7 protein-coding genes and 1 tRNA gene are annotated in these 12,847 nt (G+C 66.0%); 6 read left to right on the top strand and 2 right to left on the bottom strand.

The window, feature by feature from the left end; genetic code table 11:
• Positions 1 to 60 precede the first annotated feature (60 nt).
• Positions 61 to 2,028 (bottom strand): GGDEF domain-containing protein, encoded by a 1,968-nt coding sequence (locus BCL93_RS03765; protein WP_112053778.1) that lies wholly within the window; start codon positions 2,026 to 2,028, stop codon positions 61 to 63.
• Complete coding sequence (gene mltF / locus BCL93_RS03760; protein WP_112053777.1) at positions 2,025 to 3,497, bottom strand: membrane-bound lytic murein transglycosylase MltF; 1,473 nt, start codon at positions 3,495 to 3,497, stop codon at positions 2,025 to 2,027. The genes BCL93_RS03765 and mltF overlap by 4 nt, the downstream gene beginning before the upstream one ends.
• A gap of 160 nt (positions 3,498 to 3,657) precedes the next feature.
• Here mltF and purL point away from each other — a divergent pair, with 160 nt between their 5' ends.
• The 6 genes from purL to BCL93_RS03730 all read left to right on the top strand — a co-directional run bounded on the left by purL (position 3,658) and on the right by BCL93_RS03730 (position 12,847).
• Complete coding sequence (gene purL / locus BCL93_RS03755; protein WP_112053776.1) at positions 3,658 to 7,578, top strand: phosphoribosylformylglycinamidine synthase; 3,921 nt, start codon at positions 3,658 to 3,660, stop codon at positions 7,576 to 7,578.
• Positions 7,579 to 7,845: 267 nt separating this feature from the next.
• On the top strand, positions 7,846 to 9,786 hold the full coding sequence (locus BCL93_RS03750) for a DEAD/DEAH box helicase (RefSeq protein ID WP_112053977.1): 1,941 nt from the start codon (positions 7,846 to 7,848) through the stop codon (positions 9,784 to 9,786).
• Between the two features lie 146 nt (positions 9,787 to 9,932).
• Positions 9,933 to 10,907 carry a segregation and condensation protein A gene (locus BCL93_RS03745; RefSeq protein WP_425339112.1) on the top strand — a complete coding sequence of 325 codons (975 nt, stop codon included), beginning with the start codon at positions 9,933 to 9,935 and terminating at the stop codon, positions 10,905 to 10,907.
• A 9-nt stretch (positions 10,908 to 10,916) separates the two neighbouring features.
• Entirely contained in the window at positions 10,917 to 11,855 is a 939-nt protein-coding gene (gene scpB / locus BCL93_RS03740; RefSeq protein WP_112053775.1) for an SMC-Scp complex subunit ScpB, read from the top strand.
• Positions 11,852 to 12,709 carry a 23S rRNA pseudouridine(2605) synthase RluB gene (rluB, locus tag BCL93_RS03735; RefSeq protein ID WP_112053774.1) on the top strand — a complete coding sequence of 286 codons (858 nt, stop codon included), beginning with the start codon at positions 11,852 to 11,854 and terminating at the stop codon, positions 12,707 to 12,709. The genes scpB and rluB overlap by 4 nt, the downstream gene beginning before the upstream one ends.
• A gap of 62 nt (positions 12,710 to 12,771) precedes the next feature.
• Positions 12,772 to 12,847: transfer RNA gene (locus tag BCL93_RS03730), tRNA-Lys, on the top strand.

Raw genomic sequence — 12,847 nt, 5'->3', positions numbered from 1 at the left:
GAGCGAAAGCGCGTGACCCAGCGCGCGCGTCGGTGTTCGGGTCGTCGTTGCGCGGCGTGGCTAGACCGGCATCGTGGCGCTGACGATTCGGTTGCGTCCCTGTTCCTTGGCCTGATAGAGAGCCTCGTCGGCGACCTGCATCAGCGTGGCGATATCCAGAGGCCCTTGCTCGAGGGCGGTCAGGCCGATGCTCATGGTCAATGCTTCGCCGTCATGGTGCTGGAGGTTGGCGGACTGGAGTGAGGTCTTGAGCTCATCGGCCACCTGCAGGCCCCGCGCGGTATCGCAGCCGGGCAGCAGTACGATGAATTCCTCGCCGCCGTAGCGAGCAAACAGACCGCCGGCTCGGCTCGCCACGGCCTCGCCCAGCTCGCCCAGGCGTTTCAGGTACTCGTCGCCTGCCGGATGGCCGAGGCTGTCGTTGATCCGCTTGAAGTGATCAAGGTCACATATCATCACGCACAGCGGGCGAGTGTCGTGCTGCGCCTTGAGGGTTTCCATCAGCATCCGCCGGTTGGCCAGGTTGGTCAGTTCGTCATGACGGGCCAGCCATTCGACTTCCTTCTGCAGGCGGCTACGGGCCTTGATTTCCCGGCGCAGCTGGGCGTGGGAGCCATGGAGCAGACGGTGCTGGATGGCCAGGTGCCGGTGAGAGAACAGCACCAGGAACAGTAGATAGGAAAGGCCCAGACCGGTGGCCAGGCCGACCGCTGGCAGCCTGGCGTGGTACTCCAGCAGTCGCAGCCGCGAGGGCAGGGTCGTCAGCGTCAGCGGATGATCACCGATATGGATCTGCGCGGTGTTCGCCCAGGCGCGATTGCCGTCGCCGGGCCCCAGGATGGCCAGAGGTTTCGATGCCTGACGCAGTTCGAGCCGGGTGCGCTGCGCGTCGACGGTCTCCGTGAGCGTGTCGGTCAGGGCCTGCAGGCTGAGCACCATGGCGCTGGCGCCAATGAAGCGGCCGGTGGCGATTTGGGTCGGCAGGTAGTAGATGATGCCGTATTGACCCTGCAGCAGTGGGATGACGTCGGTAATCGCTTCCTGATGGTCGATCAGCGCTCGTTGCTGGGCCGGGCGCCCGGCAGGCTGGTTTTCGGATATCTTTATGCCCAGGAGGCGCTGATTGGCCGCATCCATGGGGTAGACATAACGAATGCGCGAATCGGGTTCGACCAGGGCGATGTTCACGAAATAGCCGAAGTCGCGATACAGCGGCTCGGCCATCACGGCCCAGCTGGCAGCATCCGGGGGCGAATCTAATAGCCGCCAGCCGTTGACGAAGCGCCGCATGGCACGCAGATGATCGAGGACCTCCCCGGAAAGGTTATCGGCCAGCCGGTCGTTTTCTTCCTTCAGCACGCTATGCAGGCGGCGGTCCTCGAGGAATTGCAGGTGCTGGGAGAATGCCAGGGCCAGGCCGCCGAGTAGCAGCGCCATCGACAGAGGGCGGACCAGCAGTTGGCGCTCAGCGATGAATGTGATGGTAAGGCGCAGTGCATGAGCGGCCAATAGGCAGCCCATGGGCACCAGCGCGGTCGGTGCCGCCGTATAGTCAATGACCCACCGCGTGGCTGGCATGATGCCAACGTCCAACTGAGCGAGCCACATCAGTACCGCCAGACCGAGCAGCATGGGGCTGCCCAGCGAGGCACGGCGCCCCGTCAGCTGGGCGCCGCCGAGCAGGATCAGGCAGAGTGTCGCGAGCAACGGTGCTCGCCAGTCCTCTAGGCCCGTGCCTGGCTGAAGCCAGGCGGCAATGGCCTGCCAGCGTGCCGTAGCGACCCAGTATTCGGGCAGCAGATAGCTCAAGAGTCCGAGCGTCAGGCACGCAACTGTGACGCTGGCCATGCTGCGTGCCAGGCGCGGCCAGTGGCAGAGCCAGGCGAGCTTGGCTAGCGTGAGTGCCAGGGTGGCCACCAGACTGGGGTCCCTGAAACCGATGTCCTGCGATAGGCCAGCCGCCACGATAGTGACAAGGGCCGAGCAGCACAGCAGCAGAGAAACGGGGGTGAGAAGGCGTCGGCTCATAGGATCGGTGGGATGCGATCATACTGCTGACCGTCGTCAGCCGTTTCGCTTTCTGCCCGCTCGTTGAGCTGGAAGAACTGCTGTTGACTGCGGTCGACGTAGTTGAGGATCTCGTAATAGCGCCGAATATTGCGCACGTAGATCACCGGCTCGCCGCCGCGGGCATAGCCGTGACGCACCTTGGAGTACCAGGCGCGATTCTGCAGCAGTGGCAGCGCCTCGCGTACGTCCGGCCAGGCATAGGGGTCACCGCCGCGCATCTCGGCGATCTTCTGGGCGTCATAGAGATGGCCAAGGCCCACATTGTAGGCGGCAAGCGCCATCCATAGCCGGTCATCGCCGGTGATTTCTTCCTGCAGGCGGTCCATCATCTCGCGCAGGTAGCGGGCACCGCCGTCGATGCTTTGTGCAGGGTCGAGACGGTTGCTGACGTCCATTTCGGAGGCGGTGGCGTTGGTCAGCATCATCAGCCCACGTACCCCGGTAGGCGAGGTGGCGCGTGGCTCCCAGTGGGATTCCTGATACCCGAGCGCTGCCAGCAGTTTCCAGTCGAACCCGGTCTCCCTCGCGGCCTTGCGAAACAGGTCATCGTAGTCGTCGAGCTTCTCCTGAAGCTGGCGAATGAAGGTGCGGGCGCCGACGTACTCGAGATAGTCCTCCTGACCGAAGTAACGCTTGATCAGAGCATTGAGCGTGCCGTCGCGCCGTAGCGACGCCAGAAAGTCGTTCGCTTCGCGCTGCAGGCCAAGGCCGTAGTCGGCCGGAAAGGCCCAGACCATGCTCAGGGGTTCACCGAGAGTGACGCCATCATCGACGCCGGGGAAGAACAGGCGGTTGAGGGTGAACTGATGCGTGAAGATCACCGCGGCATCCAGTTCACCCTCCTCGACGCGCTGTAACAGGTCGGCCACCTCCAGATCGGCGGCCTCGCGCCAGCTGAGTTCGGGAAACTCTTCCTGCAGGCCGCGCAGCACGCCACCGATCCCGGAGTCGCGAATGGTAGCGATCTCGAGACCCACGAGGTCGTCGACACTGTCCACCGGGGGTAGTCCGCGACGATAGACCACCTGCGGCTGTAGCTCGAGGATGGCGGTACTGAAGTTGAGGTCGGTTCTGGACGGCGCCAGGGTCAGCGCCGCGGCACCCATATCGCCCTCGCCACTGGCGACGCTCTGAAGCACGCTGGCGATGTCGCTCTTGGTTTCCATCGACAGGCTGACGCCCAGGTGGTCGGCGAAGCGGCGCGCCAATTCGTACTCGAAGCCGGTCGGTCCGCGGCGGCCTTCGTAGTAGCTGGTCGGGGTGTTGCGGCTGACGACAGTCAGGAAGTCGCGGTCGCGAACCTCCTCCAAATGGCGGTTTGGAGCCGGGTTCTGACGATGCGGCAGCAGGGCCAGGGTGACGGCAACGCCCAGCGACAGGTACCAGCGATGGTAGTGCAGCAGATGTCGGGCGACGGCCTTTAGCATTAGTAGATTCAGTCGCAATAAGGAAAGCTCACCTTAAACTACCCTTTTACAGGCTGCCACCTCGCGGATTTCGGTGGCGCGGCCTTTCCAGTATCATGGGGAATTCGTTGCCGCAGGCCGCGGCCCCCATTTCATGCTTTGTTCCCGAGGCTCGAACGACATGCTCGAACTGCGAGGTGCGCCCGCCCTCTCTGATTTCCGTCATGCCAAGCTGATGGCCGCCCTGCGTACTCAGGTACCGGAAGTCGCCTCCCTCACGGCCGACTACGTCCATTTCATCGACCATGACGGCGATCTGTCCGCCGAAGAAACCGCGACCCTCGAGCGTCTGCTGGACTATGGGGCCGCGGCCCCGGCCGGCGCGCGCGACGGTCATCTGTTTTTGGTGGTGCCGCGTATCGGCACCCAGTCGCCCTGGTCCTCGAAGGCCACCGATATCGTGCGCAACTGTGGCCTGGACAAGATCCAGCGCCTGGAGCGCGGTATCGCTTATCGTGTGCAGCTCGACGGCACTCTCTCCGAGGAAGCCTTCGAGGCGATCGTGGCGACGATCCACGACCGCATGACCGAGTCGGTGCTGACCAATGCCTCCGATGCGGCCAAGCTGTTCTCCCATCAGTCGCCGGCCCCGCTTGGCCAGGTCGATGTGCTGGCCAAGGGCCGCGCGGCCCTGGTCGAGGCCAACCAGGCGCTCGGTCTGGCGCTCGCCGAAGACGAGATCGACTACCTGCTCGAAGCCTTCGAAGGGCTGGGCCGCAACCCGGCCGACGTCGAGCTGATGATGTTCGCCCAGGCCAACTCCGAGCACTGCCGCCACAAGAACTTCAACGCCGACTGGGTGATCGACGGCGAGGCGCAGCCGCGCTCGCTGTTCAAGATGATCAAGAATACCCACGAGCAGTCGCCGGAAGATACTCTTTCAGCCTACAGCGACAATGCTGCGGTGATTCGTGGCAGCGAGGCGGGGCGTTTCTTCGCCGCGCCGCTGACCGGCAAGGCGGGTGAGCGGGCCACCTACGCAAGCCATCAGGAACCGATCCAGATCCTGATGAAGGTCGAGACCCACAACCATCCGACCGCCATTGCCCCGCATCCCGGTGCGGCCACCGGTGCCGGCGGCGAGATCCGCGACGAGGGTGCCACCGGTCTCGGCGGCAAGCCCAAGGCCGGCCTCACCGGCTTTTCGGTCTCGAACCTGCGTATCCCCGAGTTCGTGCAGCCCTGGGAAGCCTTCGACTACGGCAAGCCCGAGCGCATCCAGTCGGCGCTCTCCATCATGCTCGAAGGGCCGATCGGTGGTGCCGCCTTCAACAACGAGTTCGGCCGCCCGAACCTCGCCGGCTATTTCCGTACCTACGAGCAGGACGCCCTGGGCGCTGGCGGTATCGAGCGCCGCGGCTACCACAAGCCGATCATGCTGGCCGGCGGCTACGGCAACGTCCGTGACGGCCACGTCGAGAAGGGCGATATCCCCGTCGGCGCCAAGCTGATCGTGATGGGCGGCCCGGCGATGCTGATCGGCCTCGGCGGTGGCGCAGCCTCCTCGATGGCTTCAGGCAGCTCCAGCGAAGATCTCGACTTCGCCTCGGTGCAGCGCGACAACCCCGAGATCGAGCGTCGCTCCCAGGAAGTCATCGACCGCTGCTGGGCACTGGGTGATGAGAATCCGGTCTGCTTTATCCACGACGTCGGTGCCGGCGGCCTGTCCAACGCCCTCCCGGAGCTGGTCAAGGACGGCGGGCGCGGCGGTGTCTTCGAGCTGCGTGCGGTGCCCAACGCCGAGCCGGGCATGAGCCCGCTGGAAATCTGGTGCAACGAGGCCCAGGAGCGCTATGTGCTGGCGGTGCCGCCCGAGCAGCTCGCGACCTTCGAGGCGCTTTGCGAGCGCGAGCGTTGCCCCTTCGCGGTGGTCGGCGAGGCCACCGAGGCCCATCACCTCGAAGTCCGCGACGGTCACTTCGACACCAAGCCGGTCGACCTGCCGATGAGCGTGCTGTTCGGCAAGCCGCCCAAGATGCAGCGCGAGTTCAGTCGCGAAGAGCGTGATATGCCCGGCGTGGCGCTGGATAACCTGGACCTGCGCGAAGCGCTGGACCGGGTGCTGCGTCTGCCCGCCGTGGCCTCCAAGAGCTTTTTGATCACCATCGGCGACCGCTCGATCACCGGTCAGGTCGCCCGCGACCAGATGGTCGGCCCCTGGCAGGTGCCGGTGGCGGATGTCGCCGTGACCACCGCCAGCTTCGATACCCACCAGGGCGAAGCCATGGCGATGGGCGAGCGGCCGCCGGTGGCGCTGATCGACCCGGCCGCCAGCGCCCGGCTGGCGGTGGCCGAGTCGATCACCAACCTGGCCGCGGCGCCGATCGGCAAGCTTTCCGACATCAAGCTGTCCGCCAACTGGATGAGCGCCGCCGACCACACCGGCGAGAACCAGGCACTGTATGACGCCGTGCATGCGGTGGGCATGGAGCTGTGCCCGGCGCTGGGCATTGCCATCCCCGTGGGCAAGGACTCGATGTCCATGCGCACCGCTTGGCAGGACGAGGAAGGCGAGGACAAGAGCGTCACCGCGCCGCTCTCATTGGCGATCACCGGCTTCGCCCCGGTCAGCGATGCGCTGCGCACCCTGACCCCGCAGATCAACCTGGAGCAGGACGAATCCGACCTGATCCTGATCGATCTCGGCGCCGGGCGGAACCGCCTCGGCGGCTCGGCCCTGGCTCAGGTCTACGGCCAGGTCGGCCATGACTGCCCGGACGTCGACGATCCCGAAGACCTGAAGGCCTTCTTCAGTGTCATCCAGGGGCTGAATGCCGACGGCCAGCTGCTGGCCTACCACGACCGCAGCGACGGTGGCCTGATCACCACCCTGCTGGAAATGGCCTTCGCCGCTCACGCGGGCCTCGAGATCAAGCTCGACTGGCTGGTCGACGAGCCGGTCGAGGCGGTCGATGCCCTGTTCGCGGAAGAGCTTGGTGCGGTGATCCAGGTCAATCGCCGCGACACCGAGGCGGTGCTGGCGCAGTTTGCCGCCGCCGGCATCGATACCTGCGGCGTCATCGCCCGTCCACGCTACGACGATCAGGTGCGTGTGACGCTGTTCGAGGAGCCGCTGCTCGAGACCACTCGCCAGCTGACCCAGCGCACCTGGAGCGAGACCAGCTACCGGATGCAGGCGCTGCGCGACAATCCCGAGTGCGCCAAGAACGAATTCGACGGCCTGCTCGACGCCCGTGACCCGGGCCTCTCGGCGACCCCGAGCTTCGACGTTGACGAGGACATCACCGCGCCGTTCGTCAACTTGGCCCGCCCGCCGATGGCGATCCTGCGCGAGCAGGGCGTCAACGGCCACGTCGAAATGGCGGCGGCCTTCGATCGCGCCGGCTTCGAAGCGGTGGATGTGCACATGAGCGATATCCTCGCCGGCCGCGTCAGTCTCGATGAGTTCAAGGGGCTGGTCGCCTGCGGCGGCTTCTCCTACGGCGACGTGCTGGGCGCCGGCGGCGGCTGGGCCAAGTCGGTGCTGTTCAACGAGCGCGCCCGGGAGCAGTTCGCGTCCTTCTTTGAGCGCGAGGACAGCTTCTCGCTGGGCGTGTGCAACGGCTGCCAGATGCTCTCCCAGCTCAAGGAGCTGATCCCCGGCGCCGAGAACTGGCCGCGCTTCGTGCGCAACGAGTCCGAGCAGTTCGAGGCCCGGGTGTCGATGGTGCAGGTCGAGAAGAGCCCCTCCATCCTGCTCGCCGGCATGGAAGGCTCGCGACTGCCGATCGCCGTGGCCCACGGCGAGGGCCGTGCCGAGTTCCGCGACGCGGGCCACCTGCGCGCCATGCAGGGCAGCGATCAGATCGCGCTGCGCTACGTCGACAACTACGGCCAGGTCACCAGCCGCTATCCGGCCAACCCCAACGGCTCCGCCTCGGGGATCACCGGCCTGACCACGCCGGACGGGCGCGTCACCATCATGATGCCGCACCCTGAGCGGGTGGCGCGTGCGGTGACCAACTCCTGGCGTCCAGCCGAGTGGACGCAGGACGGCGCCTGGCTACGGCTGTTCCGCAACGCTCGCGCCTGGCTGGGCTGAGCCCGGGAGCCCTGACGCGCCGAGCCGAAGGGCTCGGCCTGTCAGGTCAGGCTAGCCACGCCCGGCCAGTCAGGCACCGGCCCGATCTCAAGCCAGCAAGCGCCGCCCCTCGGGGCGGCGCTTTTTTGTGCTGCTCTTGGCGCTCTCGTTGCGATCTCTTGGTGCTGATCGCTTGCCTTTGCCCTTTGCCACCCACGCCCTGTCTCTCTATCTCTCTGGTTCTCTGGTTATCTACGTTTGGCCCGGCGCTAAGGTAGAATGCGCGCCATGACGCAAACCGCCCCCTCCGCGACACCGCTCGCCTCCGACGTGCCAACCCTGCGCCCCTACCAGCACGAGGCGGTGGCACGCACCATTGCCCATTTCCGTGGCAGTGACGCGCCGGCCGTGGTGGTGCTGCCCACCGGCAGCGGCAAGTCGCTGGTGATCGCCGAGCTCGCCCGCATCGCCCGCGGCCGCGTGCTGGTGCTCGCCCATGTGCGCGAGCTGGTCGAGCAGAATCACGCCAAGTACGAGGCCTACGGCCTCTCGGCGGATATCTTCAGCGCCGGGCTCAAGCGCAAGGAGGCGACCCGGCAGGTGGTGTTCGGCTCGGTGCAGTCGGTGATCAACGGCCTCGATGCCTTCTCGGCGGGGGACTTTACCCTGGTGGTGATCGACGAGTGCCATCGGGTCTCGCTGGGTGAAGATGCCAGCTACCGTCGCGTGATCAGCGCTCTGGGCGAGGCCAATCCCCGCCTCAAGGTGCTGGGCCTGACCGCCACTCCTTATCGCCTCGGGCAGGGCTTCATCTTCCATCGTCATCACCATGGCATGGTGCGGGGCGACGAGGACTGCTTCTTCAAGGACTGCGTCTTCGAGCAGCCGTTGCGGCTGATGGTGCGCCAGGGCTACCTGAGCGAGCCCCGGCGCATCGACGTGGCCATCGAGGGTTATGACTTCTCGGCGCTGGCGCCAGGCATCGGCGGCAGCTTCAATGAGCAGGAGATGAACCAGGTGGTCAAGGGCGCCCGAGCCACGCCCGGCATCGTCGCCGATGTCATGGCCCGCGCCGAGGACCGACAGGGCGTGATGCTGTTCTGTTCAACCGTCGAGCACGCCGAGGAAGTGACCGGCCTGCTGCCCGCCGCCGAGACGGCGCTGATCACTGGCACCACGGCCTCGGATGAGCGGGAGCGGCTGATCGCGGCCTTCAAGGCCCGCGCGCTCAAGTACCTGGTCAACGTCTCGGTGCTGACCACCGGCTTCGATGCGCCGCACGTGGATCTGATCGCGATACTGCGACCCACCGAGTCGGTGAGTCTCTCCCAGCAGATCATCGGTCGCGGCCTGCGGCTGGCGCCGGGCAAGCGCGATTGCCTGATCCTCGACTACGCCGGCAACCCCTGGGATATCTATGCCCCCGAGGTCGCCGCGCCGCGCCCGGCCGGTGACACCGAGCCGGTGCAGGTGGAATGTCCCGAGTGCGGCCACGCCAACCTGTTCTGGGGGCGCATGGACGGCGAGCTGGTCATCGAGCACTTTGGCCGGCGCTGTCAGGGGCTGATCGAACGCAACGAACCGGGTATGAAGGACGAAAGCGACAGGCAAGGTGGCGCGGCGTCGGGCGCCAATAAGAGTCAAGGCGCGGCGTCGGGCGCCAATAAAGGGCAAGGCGCGGCTTCGGGCGGCAATAAAGGTCAAGGCGCGGCGTCGGGCGCCAGTGAACAGTGCTCGTTTCGCTTTCGCTTCAAGGCCTGCGAATGCTGCGGTGCGGAGAATGACATCGCGGCGCGGACCTGCCACGGTTGTGGCGAGCGGCTGGTGGACCCTGACGACAAGCTGCGTGAGGCCCTCAAGCTGCGCGATGCCCGGGTGCTGAGGGTCAGCGCCATGCAGCTCGAGACGGCGCGCAATGGTCGAGGCCTGGAGCGACTCAAGATCAGCTATTACGATGAAGATGGCACCGCGCTCGCCGAGTGGTTTGCGCTGGAGACGCCGGCCCAGCGCCACGCCTTCCAGCGTGCCTTTCTCGCCCGGCATCTGCGGGCCCCAGGCACCGACTGGCGGCCGACCAGCATTCAGGAAGTGGTACAGGGCGAAGCCCGGCTCAAGGCGCCCGATTTCGTGGTAGGCCGCAAGGTGGGGCGCTTCTGGCAGGTGCGCGACAAGCTCTTCGATTATCAGGGGCGCTACCGCAAGGCCGAGGCGGCCGGCCCGGATAGGTGATGTCGCTTTGGGTTTCGTCCTTGAACGAGATAGCCAGCGTCACGGCTGGCTTACGTCCGGGGCATGACTCTTGGTAGACTGCGCGACTTTGCCGGTCACGCGGGCCGGCGCCACGATGGCAGGAGATCCCCCAGGGTGTGAGCGAGATATCCGAGACGGCGCGTGACGATGAGCCAGCTGCCGCCGCCGAGCAGGCGGATATCCTCGCGCGGCTGTTCGATCAGCCGATCACCCAGATGCCGGAGGATCTGTACATTCCTCCCGAAGCGCTGCGGGTCTTTCTCGAAACCTTCGAGGGCCCGCTGGATTTGCTGCTGTACCTGATCCGCCGCCAGAATCTGGACATCCTGTCCATCGACGTGGCCGCGATCACCCGTCAGTACATCGAGTACGTTGAGCTGATGAAGGCGATGCAGATCGAGCTTGCCGGCGAGTATCTGCTGATGGCGGCGATGCTCGCCGAGATCAAGTCGCGCACCCTGCTGCCGCGCCCGCCCAAGGGCGACGACGAGGATGACGAAGGCGATCCCAGGGCCGAGCTGATCCGTCGCCTGCAGGAGTACGAGCGCCTCAAGGAGGCCGCCGAGTCGCTCGGCGAACTGCCCCGGGTCGGCCGCGACTGGTTCCCGGCCACTGCCGCCTTGCCCGATCTCGAGACGCGGGTGGTGCATCCGGACGTGGAGCTCGACGAGCTTCTCGGTGCCCTGGCGGGCATCATGAAGCGCGCCGAGCTGACCCAGGAGCACCATATCAGCCGCGAGGTGCTGTCGACCCGCGAACGCATGCTCAAGATCATGGAGGCGCTGCATCATCAGCGCTATACCCCCTTTGAAGCGCTTTTTACGCTGGAGGAGGGCAAAGCAGGCGTGGTGGTGACCTTCATGGCACTGCTCGAGCTTGCCAAGGAAGCGATGATCGAGATCGTGCAGAATGCGCCACTGTCGCCGATTCACGTCCGCGCGCGGCTGGCCGAGCCGGAGCAGGCCTATCAGCCTGAGCAAGCCGACGAGCCTGTGGCCGGCGAGGCGGAAAGGGGAGAGGAAAGCCCCTTCGAGGCCACCGATGACACGCAAGACCCGGGGCGGCGCCCACCGCCGCTCACCGATGCCGAGCAGGAGTAAGCCCGCGCCATGAACGAGCGCCACCATCTCGATCAGATTCTCGAAGCGGCCCTGCTGGCCGCCGGCGAGCCGCTGTCGACGGAGCGCCTGGAGAGCCTGTTCGACGATCATGAGCGGCCGCCGCGGCGCGACCTTAGAGAGGCGCTGGCCCGGCTCGGCGAGCGCCTGGAATCCGGCGCCCTGGAGCTGATCGAGACCGCTTCGGGCTTTCAGTTGCGCATTCGCCAGCGCCTGTCGCCCTGGGTGTCGCGGCTGTGGGACGAGCGTCCGCAGCGCTATTCCCGCGCGCTGCTGGAAACCCTGGCGCTGATTGCCTATCGTCAGCCGGTGACCCGTGGCGATATCGAAGAGGTGCGCGGCGTGGCGGTATCGAGTTCGATCATGCGCACCCTGAGCGAGCGCGGCTGGATTCGTGTGGTGGGTCAGCGGGATGTGCCCGGGCGACCTTCGGTGTACGCCACGACCCGCGCCTTCCTCGACGACTTCGGCCTCAAGACCCTGGACGGGCTGCCGCCGATGCACGAGCTGAAGGACTTCGAGGCGCGCTTCAACGAGCTCGAGCAGTCTGCTGATGGTTCAGAGAGGTCGAGCGGGGAGGCCGCAGGCGACGACGCAGCGTTACACGACGAAGAGACCCGCGAGACCCCATCAGGCGAAGACGAGACACATGCTGGCGGCACTGCCGCAGAAGAAGAGGCAGCATCGCCAGCACAGCAGGACGGGGCCCAGGCTCCGCAGGCGGGAGCTACGGCGCCCGACGATGAACACGCGACGGTCGGGATGGCCGACGCGGACCCACACGCCGGGAAGGCGTCCACGCAGGCCGGGCTCAGCTTCGCCGATCTCGAAGCACGCCTGGCCGACCGCGCCCGCCAAGCGCCGACCGTCGATGATGACGGCCGCGCGGGAACGGATCACTCATCTGACGAGACACCCTCAGAGTCATGAACACCACAAGCGAAAAACTGCAGAAAGTGCTGGCCCGTGCCGGCTTCGGCTCGCGCCGCGAGATGGAAACCGCCATCAGCGCCGGGCGCGTCAAGGTCAACGGCCAGGTGGCAAGCCTCGGCGATCGCGTCGAGCCCCGTGATCGGGTCAGCCTCGACGACCGGCCGGTCAGCTTGAAGACCGCCGCCGAGAGCACCCGGCGGGTCATCATGTACAACAAGCCCGAGGGCGAGCTGTGCACCCGCAAGGACCCGGAAGGGCGTCGCACCGTCTTCGAGCGCCTGCCGCGCCTCAAGGGCGAGCGCTGGGTGGCCGTTGGCCGCCTGGACATCAACACCAGCGGTCTTCTGCTGTTCACCACCGATGGCGAACTGGCCAACCGGCTGATGCATCCGTCCACCGAGGTCGAGCGCGAATATGCGGTGCGGGTCATGGGCGACGTGACCCAGGCCCACGTCAAGACCATGGTCGAGGGCGTGATGCTCGACGATGGCCCCGCGCACTTCACCGACGTGCAGGAGTTCGGCGGCGAAGGCATCAACACCTGGTTCCATGTGGTGATCATGGAGGGCCGCAACCGCGAGGTGCGTCGTCTGTGGGAATCCCAGGGGCTGACCGTGAGCCGCCTCAAGCGCGTGCGTTACGGTAATATCTTCCTCGACAAGCGGGCCAAGGCCGGCGAATGGACCGAGCTGACCCAGGCCGAAGTCGATAACCTGTCGACCCTTGCTGGCCTCGAGTCGCGCAAGGTGCCGGAGCTGACCCCGGACGAGAAGAACCGCTGGAGCCGCGACAAGCGCAAGCGTCGCCCGGTGCAAGGCATGCGCAAGCCGACCGGACAGCGCAAGCGCTGAAAATTGCCTGAAAAGACTTGCGAAGACAGGGCGATACGAGTAACCTATGCGCCCTGTCGAGCGGGTCGTTAGCTCAGTTGGTAGAGCAGTTGGCTTTTAACCAATTGGTCGTAGGTTCGAATCCTACACGACCCACCA

Origin of the sequence: Onishia taeanensis (assembly GCF_003268885.1) — a bacterium.
GTDB classification, from domain to species: Bacteria; Pseudomonadota; Gammaproteobacteria; order Pseudomonadales; family Halomonadaceae; genus Onishia; species Onishia taeanensis_A.
The sequence above is the reverse complement of the archived record's forward strand: the minus strand, read 5'-3'. Positions and strand labels throughout refer to the sequence as shown.

What these genes read in the sequence shown, in the direction of transcription:
- mltF (WP_112053777.1), bottom strand. Translation starts at nt 3,497, where the DNA reads ATGCTAAAGGCCGTCGCCCGACATCTGCTGCACTACCATCGCTGGTAC.
- BCL93_RS03765 (WP_112053778.1), bottom strand. Translation starts at nt 2,028, where the DNA reads ATGAGCCGACGCCTTCTCACCCCCGTTTCTCTGCTGCTGTGCTGCTCG.
- BCL93_RS03750 (WP_112053977.1), top strand. Translation starts at nt 7,846, where the DNA reads ATGACGCAAACCGCCCCCTCCGCGACACCGCTCGCCTCCGACGTGCCA.
- scpB (WP_112053775.1), top strand. Translation starts at nt 10,917, where the DNA reads ATGAACGAGCGCCACCATCTCGATCAGATTCTCGAAGCGGCCCTGCTG.
- purL (WP_112053776.1), top strand. Translation starts at nt 3,658, where the DNA reads ATGCTCGAACTGCGAGGTGCGCCCGCCCTCTCTGATTTCCGTCATGCC.
- rluB (WP_112053774.1), top strand. Translation starts at nt 11,852, where the DNA reads ATGAACACCACAAGCGAAAAACTGCAGAAAGTGCTGGCCCGTGCCGGC.